Origin of the sequence: Amycolatopsis sp. NBC_00345, from assembly GCF_036116635.1 — a bacterium.
Taxonomy (GTDB): Bacteria; Actinomycetota; Actinomycetes; order Mycobacteriales; family Pseudonocardiaceae; genus Amycolatopsis.
On sequence record NZ_CP107995.1, the window covers coordinates 9,030,031 to 9,052,118 of the forward strand.

Genomic DNA, 22,088 nt, shown 5'->3' on the forward strand with positions numbered 1-22,088 from the left:
GGTGCAGCCATGAGGACTTCCCAGAACGGCTACAGCGCTCCGATCGGCCCCGTCAGCCGCAACCTGCCCGGTGGCACCGTCCCGCTCCGGGCGGGTGTGACCGGTGACCTGCTGGCGTGGGTCGGCGAGCAGTTCCACAGCCGGGTCGAGGCACTGGAGTGGCCGGGTTGCTGGGGCTACGCGTTCCGGGACGTGGCCGGCGGCCACGACCTGTCCAACCACGCCAGCGGCACCGCGATCGACCTGAACGCGCCCCGGCACCCGCTCGGCACCGCGCCGTCGGCGAACTACAGCGCGGCGCAGATCGCCGAGATCCACGCCCTGCTCGCCGAGGTCGCGGGCTGCGTGCGCTGGGGCGGCGATTACGTCGGCCGCAAGGACTGCATGCACTTCGAGATCGTCGCGACCGAGGCCAGGTGCGCAGCCGCGCTCGGCGACCTCGGGGCGCGGTTCAGCCCACCCGAACAGGAGAACGACATGCCAGGCCCACAGGACCACGAGTACCCGCCGAGCGGGGATCGGCAGTTCCACCATCGCACCATCGAGACGCGCAAGACGTCGCAGATCGTCGGCGACGTCTGGTTCGCCCTCAGCGCCGGTTATCAGGACATGGCCGACCTGCACCTGTACTTCAACCACGAGCACGAGCCGATCGCGCTGGCGAGCGTCCCCAAGGACACCCGCAAGTGGTGGCCGGTGCCGGATGGCTGCGAGTCGATCAGCTGGGACTACGTCTGCCCCGGCCCGTCGTCGTCGAGCCTGGTCTACGGGCCGCGCTGACCGGCTCGGGGTTGTGGATCAGGGGCTTCCCCGATGCCACGGGACGTCGTGCCGTGTGACCATGGACGGCGTGCAGGACTCCCTCGACAACGGCACCGCCGAACCGGTGGCGGAGCCGGCCGCGACTGACCCGGCCGTGACCGGGCCGACCGCGTCCGCCACCGCCGGGCCGCCTACTGGCGAGCCCGCTGCTGTGCCGCGGACCGGCGAGGCCACGGCTGTGCCGCCCGCCGGTAAGCCCGCTGCTGTGCCGCCCACCGGCGTGCCGACCGCTGTACTGCCCACGGCCGTGGGCGTGCCCGAGGCCGTGACGCGGCCGAAGATGTACCGGCGCCGGTCCGGTCGCGCGGTCGCCGGCGTCGCCGGTGGGCTCGCGGACCACCTCGGCGTGCCGGTGGTGTGGGTCCGCACCGCGTTCGCCCTGCTCGCGGCCCTCAACGGCGCCGGGATGCTCGCGTACGGCCTCCTGTGGGTCTTCGTGCAGCAGCGCGCCGAGGAGGGCGAAACCCCGAAGGTCAACCCGAAGGACCGTCAGCAGGCGTACGGCCTGATCGCCCTCGGCATCGGCCTCGCCATCGCGTTCAGCACGCTCACCGGCGCCATCCGCGGCTGGGTCGCCGTGCCGTTGGCCGTGGTGATGCTCGGTGCGGCGGTGGTCTGGCGGGAGGCCGACGAGTCGCAGCGCCGCCGCTGGCGGGCCGGCGCGAAGGACGGCGTCACCGGCGCGCTGGTCGGCGGGGGCGGCCGGCGCTCGGCGATCATCCGGATCCTGGCGGGCGTCGCGCTGGTGGCCACCGGCATCGGCGTGGTCGTGTTCCAGAGCGGCAGCTTCGACCAGGTCCGGTTCGCCCTGATCGCGGTGCTGGCGACGCTGTTCGGCGTCGCGGTGCTGACGGTCCCGTTCTGGCTGCGCCTGGTCCGCGACCTCGGCGACGAGCGCCGCGCGCGCATCCGCACCGACGAGCGCGCCGAGATCGCCGCCCACCTGCACGACTCCGTGCTGCAGACGCTGGCGTTGATCCAGAAGCATTCCGACCAGCCGCGTGAGGTCGCGCGGCTGGCCCGCGGCCAGGAGCGCGAGCTGCGCGGCTGGCTGTACGGGCCCACCGGCTACGGCAAGCCCAGCGAGAAGAAGCCCGAGGAACAGGACGAGGGCGGACGTCAGCTGTCCGAGGCGCTCGCCGCCGCCTGCGGGGAGGTCGAGGACCAGTTCGCGATCTCCGTCGGCCAGGTCGTGGTCGGCGAGGCGGAGCTGAACGAGCCGTTGACGGCGCTGGTCCAGGCCGCGCGCGAGGCGATCGTCAACGCGGCCAAGCACGCCGGCGTCGACGAGGTCAGCGTGTACGCCGAGGTGGAGCCGACGTCGGTCACCGTGTTCGTCCGCGACCGGGGCAAGGGCTTCGACCCGGACGTCGTCCCGGCCGACCGCCACGGGCTCGCCGACTCGATCCGCGGCCGCATGGAGCGCCACGGCGGCACGTGCAAACTGCGCACCGCGCCGGGCGAGGGCACCGAGGTCCAGCTGGCCATGCCGGTCAAAACCGGTAAGGGGGCGGCGTGACCTCGCTATGCTCTGACGGGAGTACCCAGAGCGAGGGAGTGGTGTCGTGACGGAGAGCCAGCGGGAGCCGGTCAAGGTCTTCCTCGTGGACGACCACGCGCTCTTCCGCGCCGGGGTCCGCACCGAGCTCGATTCCATCACCGACGAGGTGCGGGTGGTCGGCGAGGCGGGCTCGGTGGCGGACGCCGTCGCGGGCATCGTGCGCACCAAACCGCAGGTGGTGCTGCTCGACGTCCACATGCCCGACGGCGGTGGCGCCGAAGTGCTCCGCCGGGTGCGCCCGGACCTGCCGGACGTGGTGTTCCTCGCGCTATCGGTCTCGGACGCGGCCGAGGACGTGATCGCCGTGATCCGCTCCGGCGCGCGCGGCTACGTCACCAAGACGATCTCCTCGAAGGAACTGGTCCGCGCGGTGGTCCGCGTGGCCGACGGCGACGCCGTGTTTTCCCCGCGCCTGGCCGGTTTCGTGCTCGACGCGTTCGCCGACCGCCCCGGCTCCGCGCCGATCAGCGACCCCGAGCTGGACCTGCTGACCCCGCGTGAGCGCGACGTCCTCCGCCTCCTAGCGCGCGGCTACGCGTACAAGGAGATCGCGTCGGAGCTGTTCATCTCGGTGAAGACGGTGGAGACGCACGTTTCGAGCGTCCTGCGCAAGACGCAGCTGTCGAACCGCTATGAGCTGTCTCGCTGGGCTTCGGACCGCCGCCTCGTTTAGACCCGCTCCGGCGCCGCCGTCGCGGTGGTGGATTCGAGCGTGGGCAAGGCTTTGCGCTTCAACCGCGTCAACGCGACGCCCGCGAGCACCACCAGCATGCCCACGATCACGCCCACGTTCAGCTGCTCGTGCAGGAACACCGCGCCCAGCAGCACCGAGACGACCGGCAGCAGGTAGCCGACCACGGACGCGGCCACGGCGCCCTCGCTGGCCAGCAGCTGGTAGTTGAGCGCGAACGCGATCCCGGTGGAGCCGGCGCCCAGCACCACGATCGCGATCACCGGCAGCGGGCTCAGGTGCACCGGGGTCAGTCCGCCGAACGGCATCGCCAGCAGCAGGAAACCGGTGGCCAGCAGCATTTGCCCGCCGGACAGCGCGTACGGCGAGTACCCCGTGTCCGACAGGTAGCGGCCCTCGTAGACGAACGCGAAGCCGTAGCTCGCCGCCGCCGCGAGGCAGCCCAGCGCGCCCCAGCTCAGCAGGCCCGAGGCCTGCCACGGGGCGAAGATCAGCAGGATCCCGGCGAGCCCCAGCACCAGGCCGGCCACCCGCGTCGCCGTCATGCGGTTCGGCACGCCCAGGAACGGCGCCACCACGAGCACCCACAGCGGCGTCGTCGAGTTCAGCACGCCGGTGATGCCGGAGTCCACAGTGGTCTCGCCGATCGCGAAGAGCAGGAACGGCAACGCATTGTGGAAGAACGCGGCCACCAGCAGGTGTCCCCAGGTGCGCTTGTCCGACGGCATCCGGTGCCCGTAGAGCCGGCACAGCGCCAGCAGCACCACCGCGCCGAGCACCAGCCGCGCCAGCACGAGCTGTACCGGCGACAGCGCCTCCAGGCCCAGCTTGATCCAGAAGAAGCTCGAACCCCACATGAGCGCCAACGCGGCGATCCTGAGCAGGGTTTTCGTCTCGCCCACCAGTGTCCTCCTTACGATCAAGCGCCAGCTTCGTCGTGCCAAGACGTAAGGACAAGCGAGATTAGCTGCACGAACACTTAAGCTCAGCTGTAGAATCGGGGCCATGCTCGACGTGCGGCGAATGCAGGTGCTGCGCGCGGTGGTCACCAGTGGGTCGATCACCGCCGCGGCCAGGAACCTCGGGTACACCCCATCGGCGATCAGCCAGCAGCTCTCGACGCTGGAACGTGAGGCGGGCACCGAATTGCTGGAGCGCGTCGGCCGCGGGGTCCGGCCCACCCCGGCCGGCACGCTGCTGTGCGAACACGCCGAGGCGCTCAGCGTGGAGCTGGCGCGGGCCGAAACCGCGCTCACCGAGCTGAAGGAGGGGCGCACCGGCAAGCTGGCCGTCCGGTACTTCGCCACCGCCGGCGCGTCGGTCGTGCCGCACGCCGTGGCCGCCGTCCGCCGCGAGCACCCCGGCGTGTGGATCGACCTCAAGCTGGTGGAGCCCGAGGACCCGCTGCCCGAGGTCGAGACGGGCCGCGCCGACGTGGCCATCGTCGTCTTCCCGCGGTCGAACCCACCCGCCAAGGGGATCGAGCTGCTGCACCTGCTCGACGACCCGTACCGCGCGGTGCTGCCCCGCGCCCACCCGCTCGCGCGCAAGCGGGTGCTGGCCCTGGCGGAGCTCGCCGACGAGCCGTGGGTGGGCGTCGACCCGATGCCCGGCATGTGCCGGGAGATCCTCGACAGCGCCTGCGCGTCCGCGGGCTTTACCCCGAACATCGTGGTCGAGTCCGAGGACTACCAGACCGCGCAGGGGTTCATCGCCGCCGGGCTGGGCGTCGGCCTGGTGCCGGAGCTGGGCCTCGGCGCGCCGCACCCGGGTGTTGTCGTGCGCCGGATCCGCAATCCGGAGCCGTGCCGGATGATCTACGCCGCCGTCACCGCGCGGGCGGCGGGCAGCCCGGCCGTGCGCACACTCGTGACGGCCATGCGCGAGGCGGTCGGGAAGGCCCGCTGACCAGGCTCAGACGAACAGCAGCTGTGAGACGCCGATGCCGATCAGCACGGCGCACAGGATCGCGGCCACGGTCATGATCAGCTTCCGCCGCGCCGCCGCCTTCTGCGCGGCGGCCTCCGCCGAAGCCGCCTGCTGCGCGGCCGAGGGGACGAACCGGGCCGTCGGCGACTGCGGCGGCATGGGCTGCTGCTGCGGCGGGATCTGCTGCGGTGGAATCTGCTGCGGTGAAATCTGCTGGGTGGGCTGCTGGGCCATCGGCTGCGGCGGCGCCGGCGCGTAAGGCACCTGCTGCACCGGGACCTGCATCAACGGCGCCTGCTGCGTCGGCTGCTCGGAGAACGGCTGCTGCTGCGGACCGGACGGCGGTCCCTGCTGCTGAAGCCCCTGCTGCGGGCCCGCGGGCTGAGCCGGCAGCGGCCACGACGCGGGCATGGTCGGCATCGCGGGCGCCGTCGGCGGCACGAACGCGGTCTGCTCGCGGCCCTCGGTGATGGCGCTGAGCGCGCTCACGGTGTCGGCCATCGTCGGCCGGGTCGTCGGGTCCATCCGCAGCATCTTGCGCAGCGCGCCGTTGAGCACGCCCGCGTTCTGCGCCGGCCGCTCGGACGAGTCGCCGTCGTCGCCGAACGGCGGCACTCCCTCGACGGCCGTGTACAGCGTGGCGCCCAGCGAGAACACGTCCGCGGCCGGCGACGGCGCACCGCCGCGAGTCACCTCGGGTGCGCGGTAGGCGGCGTGCGGTCCGCCGCCGGTGATGCCGATGTCGGTGAGCTTCACCCCGCCGTCGTCGGCGAGCAGCACGGTGCCCGGCTCCAGCGTCCGGTGGATGATGCCGGCCCCGTGGATCGCCGCCATCGCGTCGCCCAGCAGGATGCCCAGCGACGCGGCCTGCTCGGGCGTCAGCCGGCCGTGCTCGGAGAGGAACGTCGACATCCCGCGCGACGGGATGTACTCCATCACCAGCCACACGTCCTGGCCGTCGGGCAGCACGTCGAACACGGTGATCGCGCACGGGTGCTCGATCCGCGCCGCGTCCTTGCCCTCCTGCATCGCCATCGCGCGCGCCTGCTCCGCCCGGTCGGGCGGCAGGCCCACGGGCAGGTACATGCGCTTCATCGCGACCGTGCGGAACAGCCGGGTGTCGAACGCGAGCCACACGATGCCCGCGCGCCCACGGCCGATCGGCTGGTCCAGCCGGTACCGGCCGCCGACGATGCTGCCTTCAGAACTCAAATCTATTCCTGGATCAGTTGTTCGGCGGTGCGGACGAGGAAGACGGCGGCTTGTTGGAAGACGGCGGCTTGTCCGGAGTCGTCTGCTCTTCGGATGAGGCGTCCGAAGTCTTCGGCGGCTTCGTCGGGCTGTCGCGCGTCGGGGTGTCCCGAGGCTCCGATCGCCGCGAGCTGGCCCGTCCAGAGGTCGACGCCTGTGCATTGGACGTCTGGTCGGAGCTGCTGGTTGCGTCGCTCGTGGAGGGGAACGTGTCCGTGGTCGGGACCACCATCGAGGAGGACGGCGCCGGGGCCGGCTGCTGGGAGGCGTCCGGCGGGTTGTTGGAGCTGAGCAGCCACACACCGAGCGCGACCAGGCCCACCACCACGATGCCGCCGATGATGGCCGGCTTCTTCCAGGCGCCGGGGCGTTCCTCGTCCTCGTCGTGCGGGCTCGTGTGGGCTCGCGTGGGCGGGGGCTCGTCGTCGTAGTCGTCGTACGGCTCGTCGTAGCCGTCGTGCCCACCAGCACCGGCGCCACCGCCGACCGGGACGGCGCGGGTGGCGGCCAGCCCGTTGCGGCTCGGGTCGCCGTAGAGCGGCGGCTCCTGCTGGTACTGGTCGTACCCGTCGTAGTCGTTCTCCGGGTAACCGGTGCCCGCGGGGTACTCGTCCTCGTCGTAGTACTGCTGCGCCGGGCCGGGCTCGCCGAGCAGGGTGCCGGAGTGCCCGGCGGGCATCTCCTCCTCGCCCAGCATCCGGGTGGCGCCCGCGCCCGCGACCGCCGCGGCGCCCAGCGTGCCCGCCATCGGCGTCATCACGGTCTCGTCCGCGGACCCGCCGAGCGGGGTCTCGCCGCGCGCGACGGCGGAGAGCAGCTCCTCGCACTCGTCGGCGGTCGGCCGGTGCTTGACGTCGGGGTGCAGCAGCACGGCGAGCACGCTGGCGAGCGGGCCCGACTGCCGCGGCGGGTTGATCTGCCCGGCCGCGACCGCGTGGAGCAGGCTCAGCGTGTTCTCCGACAGCCCGAACGGCGGCTGGCCCTCGCAGGCGGCGTACAGCGTGGAGCCGAGCGAGAAGACGTCGGACTCGGGGCCGGGGTCGCCGCCGATGGCCACCTCGGGCGCGAGGTACGCGGGGGTGCCGGCGATCATCCCGGTCTTGGTGACCGTGACGTCGTCCTTGGCGCGTGAGATGCCGAAGTCGGTGATCTTCACGGTGCCGTTGTCGGCGAGCAGGATGTTGCCCGGCTTGATGTCGCGGTGCACGATCCCGACCGCGTGCGCCTCGCGCAGCGCCGCCGCGATCTGCGCGCCGATCGCCGCGACCTCCAGCGGCGGCAGCGTGCCGTGCTCCTGCAGCACCTCCGCCAGGCTGGTGGACTTGAGGTACTCCATGATCAGGCAGGGCTGGCCGTTGTCGTCGGTGACGACGTCGAAGACCGAGATCGCGTTGGGGTGGTGCAGGCGCGCCGCGATGCGGCCCTCGCGCATGGTGCGCTGCCGCGCGTCCTCGGCGGCGTTCTCGTCGAGGCCCGGCTGCAGCAGCAGCTGCTTGATGGCGACCGTGCGGCCAAGGACATCGTCGTGCGCCTGCCAGACGGCGCCCATCGCGCCCGAGCCGATCTTGCCCATGACGCGGTAGCGGCCGGCGACCAGACGACCCTCGTCGCTCACGCGACCTCCCTTTGGGGCTCCGACTTCCCGGGGCGGGACCTGCCCACCCCGAGGGGGCGGCCAATCCGCCGCAGCACCGGAGCGTAGGCACCTGTCGTGGGCCGTGTGCCGGTTTTTCCGAGACCGGCCCGTGACAAGGCTAGGCGTTCACTCTGTGCACACACACTCGGCACGCTCTGGTCGCCTTCCCGGCACGTGATATGCGCAGGTCACGCGAAGGCGACGGCCGACAGTACCCGGGCTTCCGAGATGACGTCGTGCCCGGTGACGCCGAACAGCTGCGTGACCCGCACCAACGTCCCGTCGGCCTGGTGCAGCACGGCGACGGCGAGCACGGTGCCGTCGTCCTGGACACGCACGTCCTGGACGTCGATGGCGTTCATCGCGCTCCACGCGCGGACCAGGCTGCCCGCCTCACCGCCGGCGAGGGCGGGAGTGAGCAGCGAGAGCGCCGTGTTCGGGCTCTGCTCGATCGCCGCGTAGAACTTCTTCACGGCCGCGAGCTTGTTCCCGGCCGTGGTCGGGGTGGTGCTCGCGGACTCGCCACTGTTTTGCGACGAGGTGGCGTCCGACGAGGTGGACGAGCTGGGCCCGGTGCTCTCACGGGTGAGGCCGCCGGTGTCCGGCGTGGTGACGGTGGTGTCGCCGCCCGCCGCGGACGGCGTGCCCTCGCGGTGGCCGGGGGTGGTGCCGCCGGAGCCGTGGTGCTGCTCCGGCACGGCCGCGCCGCCGAGCGCGGCGGCGCCGCTGAACCCGACGGGGACGGAGTCCTCGGCCGTGACCGGCGCGGTCGGGCGCGGACCGCCGCTGAGCAGCGACGCGGTGACCACAGCGCCCGCGACGAGCGCTCCGGCGCCGACGAGGCCCACCAGCTTGGCGCGGCGCGCGAACCGGCTCTCGGGCTCCTCGGCCGGCTCTTCCGGACGCTTGGCCATGGCCGCTCGCCGCGACCGCGGCGGCAGGTATTTCTGCGGCTCGCGGAAGACCTGCTCGAGGTAGTCACGATCCTCGTCGCCGACGCCGTCGAGCAGGTCGGGAGGGATCACGTCCTCGACGCGTACGGCGTCTGGTTCACGCCGTGTGCGCTGCCGATCAAGCACGAAGTTCCTCGCTCTGGGGTTCCGGGGGACGGCGATGCGGCCGTTCGGCCGTATGCCGTTGGTCCGGACCGCCGATTCATGGTCGGCTGCCGGACCCGCTGTCGTCAGATAACCCTGCGACGACCGGCACCCGCCAGGCTCTGTCGCCGGAATGCCGTCGCCATACGACGAGCGGCAGCTTATGTCACCCAGCCGGGCCATGGACAACCGCTTACCGCACCGCACGTGCATCGGAACGGGAACCCTGCACTTGCATGAAACGCAGGGTCTGACCTGGGCGATCACGCGGTTTTCAGGCGCCGTCGTCGGTGATCTTCTCGTCGTCGCCGAAGGTGAGCGTGCGCTGCTCCGTGGTCTTGCTGCCGTCGGTGTGGGTCACCTCGACGGTGTTCACCGTGACGTCGCGGTCCGGGTCGATGGTCACCTTCTTGACCTCGAAGTACGCGACGTCGGAGTACCGCTCGCGCAGGCCCTTGGCGCCCTGGTCGTGCAGCTGGCCGGTGGTGACGGCCGACGCCTGGCTCGGGTCGGTGGTCACGGTGTTGAAGAACTTCTCCGAGTTGTCGCCCATCTTCTTGGGGTCCACCGCGGTCGAGTAGAAGGGGTCCTGCGGCTCGGTCTCGCGAGGGGCGGGCGTGACCGGCGGCTTCCGCGGTGGGCGCGAGGACGAGCCGGTGGTGACCGGGCCGGACGAGGAGCCGCCGCGCACTGGGTCGGAGGACGTCACGTCGTCGCTCGTGGAGCCGCCGTAGCCGGCCGCCTCCGGGTGCGTGCGCGGGTCGTCCGTGGCGGAGTCCCGGCTGCTGCTGGCGCCGCCGGTGGCGCTGTGGTGCGTCTCGCCGGCCGTGCCGCCGTGGTGACCGGTGGGGGAGTCGGGGATGAGCAGCGGGTTGCCGCCGTTCTGCCGTCCGGGCCAGCCCCCGCCGAGCGCGTCGGTGGTGGTCGTGGTGGTCGGCCCGCCGACGAGGAACGTCCCGGCGAACAGCAGCCCCACGACCACCGCGCCGGACGCCCCGGTGGCGAACCACGCCGCCTTGCGCCACGACTTCGGCGGGGTCACCGACGCCGGCACCGAGCCGAGGTCGAACGTCCCCAGCCCGTCGACGGCCGGGGCGGCGTACACACGCACCTCGTCGTCTTCTTCGCGCTGGCACAGCCGTGTGGTGGGCGTCCGCAAGGTGACGCGCTGCCGCTGCGGGGGCTCGGCGGGGTCCTGGGCCGCGTCGGCCTCGTCGGTCTCGCCGTCGAAGGGCAGGAGGTCTTCGTCGTTCTCGGCCCACTGGGACTGAGGCTGGGACGTCTGCTCGTCGTCGGCCCGGCGCTGCAGCGAAGCAGAGGTCGCGGCGACCCGCTCCCGCCGGCTTCGCGGCGCGGGCTCACCCGGCAGCCGGCCGGACACCGGCGCCGACCCGAAGTCGACCCGCTCCCGCCGCGGCTGGAACCCGGTGTCCTCCGGCTCCGCGAGCCGCTGCGGCTGGGGCAGTTCGAACGCCCCGGACCGCTGCGGCGGCCGGAACGCCGCGTCATCCGGGCCCGTGCCCAGTTGCCCGCGCGCCGCCACGGCCGTACCGGCCTGGTGCTGCTGGGGGAAACGCTGCGGCTGCGCACCGGCGTCGGCCCGCTCGGGGGCCGGCGGCCGGAAGGCCTCGTCACCGCGCCCGCGCGAGTGCTGCGAAGGGAAGGTGTTGTCACCGCGCTCGCACGGCTGCTGCGGCTGGAAGGCCTCGCCGACGTGCCCGTGCTGGAAAGTCGTGTCGCCCTGCGCCGGGTGCTGCGGCCGGAAAGCCTGGTCAGCCTGCGGTAGTGCACCGGCATCGCGGCGCGAGGCCGGCGGCCGGAAGGCGTCGTCGGACGGTGTTGTCCGGGACGGGCTCTGGGGTTGCGGCAGCGGGGCCGCCAGGAAGTCGGGCCGTCCCTGCGGGGCCGGCAGCGTCCCGCGCGCCGAGGGGAAGGCCGCCCGCGCGTCCGGCTGCTCGCCGCGCGGAGGCGGGAACGCCCCGACGGCCGACGGGTCGATCTTGTCCGGTCCGGGGCGGTGCCGGTGGTTCCCGCCGGTCCGGCGCGGCACGGCGGGCGTCCAGGCGTCCGGCCCGTGCGGCCGGTGGCGGCCCGGCATCGTGACCTCGGCAGCTGCCATCGTGTCCGGGTGACTTGACCCGCCCATCGCGTTTCCGGTCATGCCCGTCCGACCCCTCCCCGGTGTGGTCGTGACGGAGTCCGTGCCTCGGTTAAGCCGAACGGAGCAGGCGCGCCTGCGGAGTCACTTGCTTCCACACTTGCGGACTCCTGAGCATCTGCACGCGCATCCGACAGTGGGCGCACGGCGCCGCAGCTGCCGCGCGTCCGACGGCCGTATCCCGACCCAGACGCAAGGGTCCTCACGGGCCCAACAGTAAAAGACCCACCGGGCGAAAGTCTCGGGGCAAACTGCAACTTGCACAGGTTTCACCCTGTCGGGCGCGCCCAAACGGGCGCGGCTCACGCTACGCAGTGCTATCAGCGCAGGTCGCGCTGCTTACCCTCCGCTGCGGTACTTCGTCTGGGTCGACTGAAGGGACTTCATGGCCACCGCACCACTACCTACGGCAACGATGATGGCGATGATGTCGAGGCCGGTTCCCCCACTCGTGAAGAGCCAGGCCAGCAGTGATGCCGCAGTGGTACCACCGGCGACCGCCCAGCGGCTCCGGACGTACTGCGCGACCGGCGCACCACCGGCGCGCTTACCCGCCGCGTTGTTCAGCAGCGCGAGGTAGCCGACATGGCCCAGTGCCGCCAGCACGCTCGCGATGGCGATGATGATGGCGATGACGTTAATCATGGGTCCAGTCTGCCTGGTTCCGCCGCCGCGTGAATCGGGGAAGTCCCCGATGCCACCCGAAATTCACCGGCCCAGCCGCCCACGGCCCAGATTGAGCAGCGCCATCGCCAGCTGCCGGCCTTCCGGGCCGAGCTCGCGGTAGCGGGCCAGCACGTCCATCTCGCGGTTGTAGACGATCCTCGTGCCGCCGGCGGCCATCCGGGCGGCGCCGACCGTCTTCGACACCTCGACGCGGCGTTTGACGAGCCGCAGGATCTCGGCGTCGAGCCAGTCGATCTCCTTGCGGAGCGAGGCGATGTCCTCGCCCGCGGTGGTGTTCTCGGCGGGCTGTCCATCGGCGTTCTGCGTCTGCGCGTTCATCGGGACCTCTCTGAAGTCCGGACTCCCAGCGGGCCCCTGGGACGGCGAAAGCCCCGGGTCCGTGGACTCCGGGGCTGCGGGTGATGGCGGGTGTGGCACTACGCGATCACGGGAGCCGGAGTCCGGGTCCCGTAAAAAATCGCTCACTGCAGTGCCGCACCCGGTCAGTATGGCACAGGCTCGCCGCTCCGCCGCCGAACTGCGCCCCGCAAAGAACGCACGCGCGCGTGTGCGAGGACGCTCATGAAGAGCCAGAACATCGGGATCGCCGGCCAGAAGAATTCGGCGCCGGACACCGCCCACCGCACGATCAGCAACACCGCGATCGCCACCACGATCCCGAGGTGGACGCGCAGCGCCGGGTGCCGCAGCGCGTCGCGGACGAACGGCCGGCGCTCGGGCTGCGGCCGGGGCAGGTCGGTGGTGAGCTCGCCGAGCTCGTCGGTGAAGCGGGTCGCGTAAACCGTGCTCAGCCGGTCTTCGACCTCTGCCAGGGTGAGCCGTCCTTCGGCGCCGGCAGCCTGGATCGTCGCGGCGACGCGCTCTCGGTCGTCGTCGGAAGCCCTGAGGCGGGCGGGAATCTTGTCGTCCATACCGTTTGATGCTCCGCCGCGCGCCGCCTCCGCGCGTCGGTCGCCAGGCGGCACCGCGGCGTACGTTCACAAGCGCAGCCGGCCGCTGTGTCTGTCGAATAGCCGTCTGTCGAATAGCCGCTGTGGCTGTTGAATACCTGTCGTACCCCAGGGGTAGCGTGGACAGACGATGGACACCCTCTTCGATCTCCCCGCCGAACTCCCCGACGAAAAGCGCGTGCCCGCCCGGAACGGGGTGGCCGACCTGCTCGAGGACCTCAATCCCGCGCAGCGCGAGGCCGTCAGCCACGCGGGCGGGCCGCTGCTCGTCGTCGCCGGCGCGGGCTCGGGCAAGACCCGGGTGCTGACCCGCCGGATCGCTTACCTGCTGGGGCAGCGGGGCGTGCACCCCGGCGAGATCATGGCGATCACGTTCACCAACAAGGCCGCGGCCGAGATGCGCGAGCGCGTCGCGGCGCTCGTGGGCCGCCGGGCCAACGCGATGTGGGTGTCCACCTTCCACTCCATGTGCGTGCGGATCCTGCGCCGCGAGGCGAAGACGCTGGACATGTCGTCGAGCTTCTCCATCTACGACTCCGACGACACGAAGCGGCTGATCACGCTCGTCGCGCGGGACCTCGACATCGACCCGAAGAAGTACGCCGCGCGCACGCTCGCGGTGAACATCTCGAACCTGAAGAACGAGCTGATCGGCCCGGAGGACGCGGCGGCGAACGCGGCGAACGACCTCGAGCGCCGCGTGGCCGAGGTGTACGGCGAGTACCAGCGCCGGCTCGACCAGGCCAACGCGTTCGACTTCGACGACCTGATCATGCGCACGGTGTCGCTGCTGCAGACGTTCCCGGACGTCGCCGAGTACTACCGGCGCCGGTTCCGCCACGTACTCGTCGACGAGTACCAGGACACGAACCACGCGCAGTACACCCTGGTGCGTGTGCTGGCGGGCACCGAGCCGAGCGACTCCGGCATCGCGCCGGCCGAACTGTGCGTGGTGGGTGACGCGGACCAGTCGATCTACGCCTTCCGCGGCGCCACGATCCGCAACATCGAGGAGTTCGAGCGCGACTTCCCCAACGCGCACACGATCCTGCTGGAGCAGAACTACCGGTCCACGCAGACGATCCTGTCGGCGGCGAACGCGGTGATCGCGCGAAACCCGAACCGGCGCGCGAAGCGGCTGTGGACCGATTCCGGCGACGGCGAGAAGATCGTCGGCTACGTCTCGGACAACGACCACGACGAGGCGGCTTTCGTCGCGGGCGAGATCGACGCGCTGGCGGAGAAGGGCGAGGCGGACTACTCCGATGTCGCCGTCTTCTACCGCACCAACAACCAGTCGCGGGTGTTCGAGGAGATCTTCATCCGGCTCGGCCTGCCGTACAAGGTCGTCGGCGGCGTGCGGTTCTACGAGCGGCGCGAGGTCCGGGACATGCTGGCGTACCTGAGGGTGCTGGCGAACCCGGAGGACACGGTCAGCCTGCGCCGCATCCTGAACGTCCCGAAGCGCGGCATCGGCGACCGCGCCGAGGCCGTCGTCGCGACGCACGCGGAGCGCGAGCGGATCTCCTTCGCGGCCGCGCTGCGCGACGCCGTCGAGGGCAAGGTGCCACTGCTGAACCCGCGCTCGGCCAAGGCGATCACCGGTTTCGTGTCGCTGCTCGACGACCTCGGCGAGGTGGCCGCGTCCGGCGCGGAGGTGCACGACCTGCTGGAGTCCGTGCTGGAGCGCACGGGTTACCGCGCGGAGCTCGAAGAGTCCGACGACCCGCAGGACGCTTCGCGGGTGGAGAACCTGACGGAGCTCGTCACGGTGGCGCGGGAGTTCACCGAGTTCACCGCCGAGGTCACCCAGGACGAGAACGCCGAGCTGGTGCTGGACGACGGCGTGCCGGCGCCCGGTTCGCTGCCGGCGTTCCTGGAGCGCGTGTCGCTGGTCGCGGACGCCGATTCGATCCCGGCCGCGGACGGCGGCGAGGAGGGCGACGGCGGTGCGGGCGTGGTCACGCTGATGACCGTGCACACCGCGAAGGGCCTGGAGTACCCGGTGGTGTTCTGCACCGGCTGGGAGGACGGCGTCTTCCCGCACATGCGCGCGCTCGGCGACCCGGCGGAGCTGGCCGAAGAGCGGCGGCTCGCGTACGTCGCGATCACGCGGGCGCGGCAACGGCTGTACGTCTCGCGCGCCCTGGTGCGGTCGGCGTGGGGGCAGCCGCAGATGAACCCGGCTTCGCGGTTCCTCGACGAGCTCCCGCCGGACCTGGTCGACTGGCGGCGGCTGGAGCCGTCGTCGGCGGGCTTCGGAAACTTCGGGTCGTCCTCCGGATCCTCGTCCTCGGGCCCGCGGGCGGCGACCACGTGGGGCCGGCGGTCCCCGTCTTCGTCCACCTCGTCGACGTCGCCGTTCGGCAAGGCGTGGAAGGACACGGTGGCCCTGAAGCTGGACGTCGGCGACCGCGTGAGCCACGACAAGTACGGCCTCGGCACAGTGGTGTCCTGCGACGGCGTCGGCCCCCGCTCGACGGCGACCATCGACTTCGGCGCGTCGGGCAAGGTCCGGCTGATGCTGATCGGCAGCGTCCCCATGGTGAAGCTCTGAGGCTCGTCTGTGGCGTTTTTGTCGGACCCCTTCGCTAACCTCAACTCAGTCGAACACAAGTTCGATTTGATGGGGTAGGCTGGTGCTCGCGCCGGTGCCCCTGGGGAAGGGGGAGGACGAGGGGTGTGGACGCGATCTTGTTTGGTGTCCTGGCCGGTGGGGTACAGGAGTACTTGCAGGGAGTCGTGGGGACGACTAAGGGCCAGGGCCAGGGCCGGGGTGGCGCTGGCCCAGGGGAAGCACCAAGGCTGGCCGCCGCCTGGCGGGCGCTGCTCCGGCAGCACGAGCTGGGCGCGGATGGCCGCTGCCTGGCTTGTGGCCGGGGCCGGTGGACGACGAGGTCGGTTTCGGCCCGCTCATCGTTGGCCCACCGCGATCCAGGCCTGGCTGACTGTGGCTCGGGCCGGTCCGGCTGGTGGCCGGGCTGGCCGAATCGGTTCGGCTGGTGGCCGACGCGGCGGCAGAGTGGACTGTGCACCGTCTGGCAGGTGGCTGTCGCGTACTTCATCCGACGGCTGCCGAACGGCGAGCGCTAGCGAGTGTCCGAGCCCAGGCAAGTGGCGGACCGGGGCGCTGTGGCCGTCTCAGTCAGTTTTCGCATGGCCTGGTGAAGGCGCGTCGCCACGGAATCGGGGCCGTGGACTCCTGCTATGCGGAAGCGTGGGGACAAGCGAGCCGTTGCGGTGGCGGGTAGTGCGGCCGCAACGGTCGAGTGAAGCTGTGTCCATCGGATCTGCCTGCAGCCTTTGCAGGGGCTCCGACTGGTTTGGTGGCCTTGGTTCCGCCGCGTCGAGACTGCGGTCGACCTAGGCCGACTCAAGCGATGCCGGGCCGACTCAAGCCGCGATACGGGGCTGGGCCAGACCGTTATTGCTGGGCTGGGTCAGACCGTGATGCCGCGAGCCGCGAGCCACGGGCGCGGGTCGATCTTCTTGCTGCCGTTCTGCCAGACCTCGAAGTGCAGGTGCGGGCCGGTGCTCTCGCCGCGGTCGCCGATCTTCGCGATCTGCTCGCCGCACTTGACCTTCTGGCCCTCGTGGACCGAGAAGCTGTCCATGTGGCCGTAGACCTGGATGGTGCCGTCCTCGAGCTGGACGCGGACCCAGAGGCCGAAGCCGCTGGCCGGGCCGGCCTGGATCACGGTGCCGTCGGAGGCGGCGTAGATCGGCGTGCCGATCGAGTTCGCGATGTCGATGCCGAGGTGGCTGGTGCCCCAGCGGGCGCCGAAGCCGGAGGTGAACGTGCCGTTGGCCGGCAGGCAGGTCTTCGGGCGAGAGGCCTCTTCGGCAGCCTTGCGCGCGGCGTCGGCCTCGGCCTGCTCGCGGGCCTCGGTGACCTTCTGGTTGTCGGCCATCTTGGCGGCCTCGGCGGAGGCATCCATGCCGTGGCCGGCGGGCAGCAGCTCGGGGGCGCCACCGGAGCCGGCGCTGCCGAGGGTGAAGGAGGCACTCGCTTCCTGGGCGTTGGCGAGCGGGGTGACGGCGGCGTCGGAGTCCGCGGTCACGGTCTTGAGCGTCTGGCCTGCGGCGGCTGCGGCGAACGCGCCTGCCGCGACAGCGGCGACCACGACCCGCCCACGCAGGGCGGAAGAGGGCGGGGCGATGCGGTGCGAACCCCGCACGCGGATGACCGCACCGTCCAGTGCGTCCTTCAGCGCCGGGGAAGGGGCTTGGCCGCCGGGGGAGCGGTGTGAAGCCAAGACAGGGCCTTCCATCGTCGGGGAGCCGGATCTGCGAAGACTGCGGGCGGGGGAACCCGGTGAGCCAACCTCGGGGGTGGTTCGCTCGTCGTCCTGCTTTGTGACCTGACTGTAATGGGGACCGTGGGACAGTAACCAAGCGACACCGCCGACGGCAAGGCGTCGCCCGCGAGTCGGCCGAACGAGCGGCCCCGATCCGGCGGCTAGCTGTGGGGATTACTCAAAGTTAATCCGGAACTACTCCGAAAGGTGTGACTTCGGTTACAGGTCTTTCGGGCGATCGGCTCTCCGGGTAGGCCTCCGGCCCCCTCTGAAGGCCTCCGCCTCCGAAATAAACGATTACGGCCCGCTGTTGAGGCGCATTCACCTCGCAACGGGGCTGATTGCGCCTGTTTTGTCCGCTTGAGACCCGTGGTGCGCCGATCGCCCGACTACCCCATCCGATGGCACCTCGTTACGCCGCTCGCACCACGACGACCGACGGCACCCGCAGGATCCCGCCGAACGCGGCCACCTTCGTGCAGGCCGCCATGAAACCCGTGACCGCACCCTCCCCGGCTGTGACCGCACCCTCCCCGGCTGTGACCGCACCCTCCTGCCCGCGAGTGCACTCTCCTGCCTGTGACCGCGCCGTCCCGCCAGCGACTTGCACTCTCCCGCCTGTGACCGCGCCCTCCCGCCAGCGACTTGCACCCTCCCGCCCGTGACCGCGCTCTCCTGTCAGTGACTGCGCCCGCCCGTGACCGCGCCACCGCGCCGCTCGGTGTGACTGCACCTCGACCAGTCCCCTCCGACTGGCCTCTTGGCGGCTTCGACCGGTCCTCTTGGCTGCCACTCCGCTGTCCGATCGGTGGTGGCCGCTGCCCGTCGCTCCTGCCCCGATGCCGTGTTCTTGTCGACCTGTTCCACCGCTGTGGGTGCCCAGTCGTGTGGGTGATGGTGTGGCTTGTCCGGCGGCGGCGCGCCCTCGGCGGGCTGGCTTGCTAGCGTCGCGTCCGATGAATTCGCCTTCAGGGCCCCCCGACGGGGACCCATCCGCGGTCCGGCCTGATTCCGGTCAGGACAACCCCGGGTCGCCCGCCAGTTCGCGGCGGCCCAGTCTTGCCGAGCGCAAGGCCGCCGCCCGTGAGCGCGCCCGGCGTGACTCTCGCCGCGGCCGCGGCACTCGGTCCGAAGCCTCCGACACCGCAGACAGCCCCGCCGCCCCAGATGCCTCCACCACCACAGGCGGCCCAGCCACCACAGGCGGCTCCGCTGCCTCCACCACCACAGGCGGCCCCACTACCCCCGCCGCCACAGACGGCCCGGCTGCCTCCGCGGGCACGGGCGACCCTGCAGCCCCAGTCGCCACGGGCGACTCCGGCGGCCGAAGTGGTCCCGACGCCGAGCTTGACCGATCAGCCTCGCGCGACCGGTCTGCCTCGGGTGACCAATCGGCTTCGCGTGACCGATCAGCTTCGGGTGACCAATCAGCCTCGCGCGACCGGTCGGCCTCGCGCGACCAGCGATCCTCCACTGGCGACTCCGCCCAATCGGGGACAGCTGGTGGAGTGTCGTCGCGGTCCTATGTCGACAGTTCGGACCCGGCGGCGCGCACCCACTCCGAGAGCGGCCAAACCCAGCCCCAGTCCCGAACCCAGTCCCGAACCCAGCCCAGCACCGCACCCCAAGCCCACTCCCAGCCAGAACTCGAGTTCGCCGAGCGGCGCCCCTCCGCGGCCCTCGCCGCGGCTGTGTGGCTCACCGTGGCCGGGGCCGTCGCGCTGACCGTCGGGGCGGTGCTGCCCGTTTCGCCCGATGCCGGGCCCGGGTATCTCAGCTGGCCGCTTCTCGCGGTGCTCGCGCTGGTGCCCGCCGGACTTGCCGTGTGGGCCGCGTACACCGGGCGGCACGGGCTGGCCGCCGGGCTGATCGCGGGGCTCGCCGCGCTTGCTCCGGGGCGGTTGCTGCTCGACGTCCAGTTCTTCGCCAACGGCTCCCTCACCGTCCGCCCCGAGCTGTACCTGCCCGACCGTCTCCTGGACCGCAGCGGGGTGGCCGCCGGGTTCTGGCTGCTGGCCATCGGGCACCTCCTCACGATCGCCGCCGGGTTGCGGGCCGCGCGCGTGGCCCGGGAGCTCAACGAGATCGCGGGCAGTTCGCCCGGACAGCGGCGGTGGCGGCTCGTCGTGCCGCTGCTCGCCGTGGTCACCGCCGTCGGGCTGCTGATGTCGCCGGTGGTTTCCACCGACCCGTACCTGCTCGCGCGCTCGGCGTTCGAAGGGCCCGGCGCCGCGCTGGCCGGGTACGTCCTGCTCGCCGGGGCGCTGCTGATCGCCGCGGTGCTCGGGTTCTCGTCGGCGTCCGACGGGGTGGCGCGCGGGACGCTCGGCGGGGCCGCGGCCGCGGTGTTCGCCGTCGCGCTGCCCGCGGTGGTGGCGGGGCTCGTGGTGCCGGACCTGCACGTCGCGTGGGGGCCGTGCATGGCCGTTGTCGCGACGCTGCTCGTCCTCCTGCTCACCCCGCTCGCCACTCCCCAGCAGACGGCGGCCGAACGCACCGACCTCGCCGGCGAAGCCCGCGTACCCGGCCTCACGCTCTGGCGCACGGCCACCGGGCTGCTCGCCGTCCTCACCGCCGTCGCCGCGGTGATCGGCGCGCTCGCCCCGCAACTCGCGGGCCAGACCCAGACGGACAGTCCCGCGCGCTGGCTGCTTGTCGTCGCCGCGGGACTCGTGCTGCTGCCCGCGCCGTTCCTCCTCGCCGCGAAGACGGCACGGGCGGCGCGCGGTTTCCTCGCCGTGCTCTGGGCCGGCGTCGTCCTCGCCGGGACGGCCGTGCTCAGCACCGCCATCACCGCGTCGGAGGCGACCGGGCTGGGCGGGCTCGGCGGCGCCATCAGCTACCACCTCGGCGCCGGCGCCGTCTTCACCGCGATCGCGCTCGGGTTGGCGGGCCTGACGGCACTCGCCGCGACTGTCACCGGCGTCGTCGAACGTGACGACGAAGGCACGGAAGGCCCGCGCCCCAACGTTCTCATCCCCGTCGTGGCGGCCGCCGTGCTCGCCGTCGCCACGTTCGGGACGCCGGTGTTCACCGCGCCGGACTACCCGTCGCCCGGGCTCTGGTCCGATTTCGACACCCCGTCGTGGGGCCTGCTCACCGCGGTCCTCGTGGTGCTGGGCGTGCTCGCGCTGGCCGTCCGCTCCCGGCCTGGCGCCGCGGCCGCCGCGCTCGGCGGGGCCGCGCTGGTGCTGGCCCTGCACGTCGCCGAACTCCCGCTCGTCGGCTCCGCGATCGACGGATCCCGCCCTGGCATCGGGTTCTGGCTCGGTCTCGCGGCCGTCGTCGCCACCGTGGTCGCGGCCATCACAGCGGCAGCGGGAGCCAAAACAGCGGAGACCACCGAAACCGCGAAGACCCGGCCGTGACCCGAGTGCGGCCGCGCGTGCTGCTCGTCGAACTCACCGAGACGCCGGAGGCCGCGCGGCTCAGCCGTCTCCTGCGGGACGCCGGCGTCGAGGTGATCCACGCCGGCGTGCTCGCCGGGGCCGAGCCGATCCTCCGCACCGCCGAGCAGGAGGACCCGGACGCGCTCGGCGTCTTCGGCGGCGCCGCGCCGGCGGGCCTGGCCGACGGGCTCGGCGACGTTCACCTCTTCGTGGTGGGCCCCGGAAACACCGACGACCCCGAAAACCCGGCGGAACCGCTCGAAGCACTGGCCGAACGGCTCGCCGGTGGGCGGTCTCACACCGCCCGCATACCGTCTGACCGCGCACGGTGACCGACTTCACCAGGTGCGGAGTGCCCTGCGTCTGCGCAGGTCGCTAACCTCGACTGGTCCGACAGCGCGGTCCGTTCAGGGACCACCACAGTGGCGTGTCGTCAGGAGACTGGAGTAGTGGACCTCTACGAGTACCAGGCGAGGGATCTCTTCGCCGCCCACGGAGTACCGGTTCTGCCGGGCTCGGTGGCAACAACCCCCGAAGAAGCCAAGGCTGCCGCGGAGCAGATCGGCACCCAGGTCGTCGTCAAGGCGCAGGTGAAGGTCGGTGGCCGCGGAAAGGCCGGTGGCGTCAAGCTGGCCCAGACGCCGGACGAGGCGAAGGAGAAGGCGGAAGCCATTCTCGGCCTCGACATCAAGGGCCACATCACGCATCGCGTGCTGGTGGCCGCGGCCTCGGACATTGCCGAGGAGTACTACTTCTCCTTCCTGCTGGATCGGTCGAACCGCACCTTCCTGGCGATGGCGTCCTTCGAGGGCGGCATGGAGATCGAGCAGCTCGCGGTCGAGCGCCCCGAAGCGCTCGCCCGGATCCCGGTCGACGCGATCGCCGGGGTCGACAAGGCGAAGGCCGTCGAGATCCTCACCGCGGGCAAGTTCCCGGAGAAGGTCCTCGACGAGGCGGCCGACGTCGTCGTCAAGCTGTGGGAGACCTTCGTCGCGGAAGACGCGACGCTGGTCGAGGTCAACCCGCTGGTGCGCGACCCCCAGGACAAGATCATCGCCCTCGACGGCAAGGTCACCCTGGACGAGAACGCGGACTTCCGTCAGCCGGGCCACGAGGCCCTGGTCGACAAGCAGGCCGAGAACCCCTTGGAAGCCAAGGCGAAGGCCAAGAACCTCAACTACGTCAAGCTCGACGGCCAGGTCGGCATCATCGGCAACGGCGCGGGCCTGGTCATGTCCACTTTGGACGTGGTGGCGTACGCGGGCGAGAAGCACGGCGGCGTGAAGCCGGCCAACTTCCTCGACATCGGCGGCGGCGCGTCCGCCGAGGTGATGGCGGCCGGTCTGGACGTCATCCTCAACGACACCGACGTGAAGAGCGTGTTCGTCAACGTCTTCGGCGGCATCACCGCCTGTGACGCGGTGGCGAACGGCATCGTCGAGGCGCTGAAGATCCTGGGTGACGAGGCCAGCAAGCCGCTCGTCGTCCGGCTCGACGGCAACAACGTCGTGGAGGGTCGCCAGATCCTGGCCGACGCCAACCACCCGCTGGTCACCGTGGTGGACACTATGGACAACGCGGCCGACAAGGCCGCCGAGCTCGCCGCGGCAGGTGCGTGA

Annotated in this window: 17 protein-coding genes; 8 read left to right on the top strand and 9 right to left on the bottom strand. The window is 71.7% G+C overall.

Annotated features, from left to right (window positions below; genetic code table 11):
- Nucleotides 1–9 precede the first annotated feature (9 nt).
- The 3 genes from OG943_RS41165 (at nucleotide 10) to OG943_RS41175 (ending at nucleotide 3,056) form a co-directional block, all read left to right on the top strand.
- Nucleotides 10–780, top strand: a complete 771-nt coding sequence (locus OG943_RS41165; protein ID WP_328606287.1) for a M15 family metallopeptidase — start codon at nucleotides 10–12, stop codon at nucleotides 778–780.
- Nucleotides 781–841: 61 nt separating this feature from the next.
- Nucleotides 842–2,341, top strand: coding sequence for a PspC domain-containing protein (locus OG943_RS41170; protein ID WP_442874641.1), 1,500 nt, complete (start codon nucleotides 842–844; stop codon nucleotides 2,339–2,341).
- A 46-nt stretch (nucleotides 2,342–2,387) separates the two neighbouring features.
- Nucleotides 2,388–3,056, top strand: coding sequence for a response regulator transcription factor (locus OG943_RS41175; RefSeq protein WP_328606288.1), 669 nt, complete (start codon nucleotides 2,388–2,390; stop codon nucleotides 3,054–3,056).
- Here OG943_RS41175 and OG943_RS41180 read toward each other — a convergent pair.
- On the bottom strand, nucleotides 3,053–3,976 hold the full coding sequence (locus OG943_RS41180) for a DMT family transporter (protein ID WP_328606289.1): 924 nt from the start codon (nucleotides 3,974–3,976) through the stop codon (nucleotides 3,053–3,055). The genes OG943_RS41175 and OG943_RS41180 overlap by 4 nt on opposite strands.
- A 103-nt stretch (nucleotides 3,977–4,079) precedes the next feature.
- Between OG943_RS41180 and OG943_RS41185 the strand changes: the two genes are divergently transcribed.
- Nucleotides 4,080–4,982 carry a LysR family transcriptional regulator gene (locus OG943_RS41185; protein ID WP_328606290.1) on the top strand — a complete coding sequence of 301 codons (903 nt, stop codon included), beginning with the start codon at nucleotides 4,080–4,082 and terminating at the stop codon, nucleotides 4,980–4,982.
- A gap of 6 nt (nucleotides 4,983–4,988) precedes the next feature.
- Here OG943_RS41185 and OG943_RS41190 read toward each other — a convergent pair whose 3' ends face one another.
- From OG943_RS41190 to OG943_RS41220, 7 genes are all read right to left on the bottom strand, one after another.
- The gene (locus OG943_RS41190; RefSeq protein ID WP_328606291.1) at nucleotides 4,989–6,215 is read right to left on the bottom strand and encodes a serine/threonine-protein kinase; all 1,227 of its coding nucleotides are present in this window, start codon (nucleotides 6,213–6,215) and stop codon (nucleotides 4,989–4,991) included.
- Between the two features lie 13 nt (nucleotides 6,216–6,228).
- Nucleotides 6,229–7,869, bottom strand: a complete 1,641-nt coding sequence (locus tag OG943_RS41195; RefSeq protein WP_328606292.1) for a serine/threonine-protein kinase — start codon at nucleotides 7,867–7,869, stop codon at nucleotides 6,229–6,231.
- A gap of 209 nt (nucleotides 7,870–8,078) precedes the next feature.
- The gene (locus OG943_RS41200; RefSeq protein ID WP_328606293.1) at nucleotides 8,079–8,915 is read right to left on the bottom strand and encodes a hypothetical protein; all 837 of its coding nucleotides are present in this window, start codon (nucleotides 8,913–8,915) and stop codon (nucleotides 8,079–8,081) included.
- A 346-nt stretch (nucleotides 8,916–9,261) separates the two neighbouring features.
- A complete protein-coding gene (locus OG943_RS41205; protein WP_328606294.1) occupies nucleotides 9,262–11,148 on the bottom strand; it encodes a hypothetical protein in 1,887 nt (628 codons plus the stop codon).
- 336 nt (nucleotides 11,149–11,484) lie between these two features.
- Entirely contained in the window at nucleotides 11,485–11,790 is a 306-nt protein-coding gene (locus OG943_RS41210; RefSeq protein ID WP_328606295.1) for a hypothetical protein, read from the bottom strand.
- A gap of 63 nt (nucleotides 11,791–11,853) precedes the next feature.
- Complete coding sequence (locus tag OG943_RS41215; RefSeq protein WP_328606296.1) at nucleotides 11,854–12,150, bottom strand: chorismate mutase; 297 nt, start codon at nucleotides 12,148–12,150, stop codon at nucleotides 11,854–11,856.
- A gap of 164 nt (nucleotides 12,151–12,314) precedes the next feature.
- Entirely contained in the window at nucleotides 12,315–12,743 is a 429-nt protein-coding gene (locus OG943_RS41220) for a DUF1707 SHOCT-like domain-containing protein (RefSeq protein WP_328606297.1), read from the bottom strand.
- 169 nt (nucleotides 12,744–12,912) lie between these two features.
- On the opposite strand from OG943_RS41220, the gene pcrA reads away from it, so the two are divergent.
- On the top strand, nucleotides 12,913–15,339 hold the full coding sequence (pcrA, locus tag OG943_RS41225) for a DNA helicase PcrA (protein WP_328606298.1): 2,427 nt from the start codon (nucleotides 12,913–12,915) through the stop codon (nucleotides 15,337–15,339).
- Between the two features lie 883 nt (nucleotides 15,340–16,222).
- Here pcrA and OG943_RS41230 read toward each other — a convergent pair.
- The gene (locus tag OG943_RS41230) at nucleotides 16,223–16,906 is read right to left on the bottom strand and encodes a M23 family metallopeptidase (RefSeq protein ID WP_328612296.1); all 684 of its coding nucleotides are present in this window, start codon (nucleotides 16,904–16,906) and stop codon (nucleotides 16,223–16,225) included.
- Nucleotides 16,907–18,783: 1,877 nt separating this feature from the next.
- Here OG943_RS41230 and OG943_RS41235 point away from each other — a divergent pair.
- The 3 genes from OG943_RS41235 to sucC all read left to right on the top strand — a co-directional run bounded on the left by OG943_RS41235 (nucleotide 18,784) and on the right by sucC (nucleotide 22,088).
- Nucleotides 18,784–20,448, top strand: a complete 1,665-nt coding sequence (locus OG943_RS41235) for a hypothetical protein (RefSeq protein ID WP_328606299.1) — start codon at nucleotides 18,784–18,786, stop codon at nucleotides 20,446–20,448.
- The gene (locus OG943_RS41240) at nucleotides 20,445–20,801 is read left to right on the top strand and encodes a hypothetical protein (protein WP_328606300.1); all 357 of its coding nucleotides are present in this window, start codon (nucleotides 20,445–20,447) and stop codon (nucleotides 20,799–20,801) included. Before OG943_RS41235 ends, OG943_RS41240 begins: the two co-directional genes overlap by 4 nt.
- 117 nt (nucleotides 20,802–20,918) lie before the next feature.
- Nucleotides 20,919–22,088 carry an ADP-forming succinate--CoA ligase subunit beta gene (gene sucC, locus OG943_RS41245; RefSeq protein WP_328606301.1) on the top strand — a complete coding sequence of 390 codons (1,170 nt, stop codon included), beginning with the start codon at nucleotides 20,919–20,921 and terminating at the stop codon, nucleotides 22,086–22,088.

Bases quoted from the DNA above. Each gene is read 5' to 3' on its own strand.
- OG943_RS41215 (WP_328606296.1), bottom strand. From the start codon at position 12,150: ATGAACGCGCAGACGCAGAACGCCGATGGACAGCCCGCCGAGAACACC.
- OG943_RS41185 (WP_328606290.1), top strand. From the start codon at position 4,080: ATGCTCGACGTGCGGCGAATGCAGGTGCTGCGCGCGGTGGTCACCAGT.
- OG943_RS41165 (WP_328606287.1), top strand. From the start codon at position 10: ATGAGGACTTCCCAGAACGGCTACAGCGCTCCGATCGGCCCCGTCAGC.
- OG943_RS41205 (WP_328606294.1), bottom strand. From the start codon at position 11,148: ATGACCGGAAACGCGATGGGCGGGTCAAGTCACCCGGACACGATGGCA.
- OG943_RS41170 (WP_442874641.1), top strand. From the start codon at position 842: ATGGACGGCGTGCAGGACTCCCTCGACAACGGCACCGCCGAACCGGTG.
- OG943_RS41210 (WP_328606295.1), bottom strand. From the start codon at position 11,790: ATGATTAACGTCATCGCCATCATCATCGCCATCGCGAGCGTGCTGGCG.
- pcrA (WP_328606298.1), top strand. From the start codon at position 12,913: ATGGACACCCTCTTCGATCTCCCCGCCGAACTCCCCGACGAAAAGCGC.
- OG943_RS41220 (WP_328606297.1), bottom strand. From the start codon at position 12,743: ATGGACGACAAGATTCCCGCCCGCCTCAGGGCTTCCGACGACGACCGA.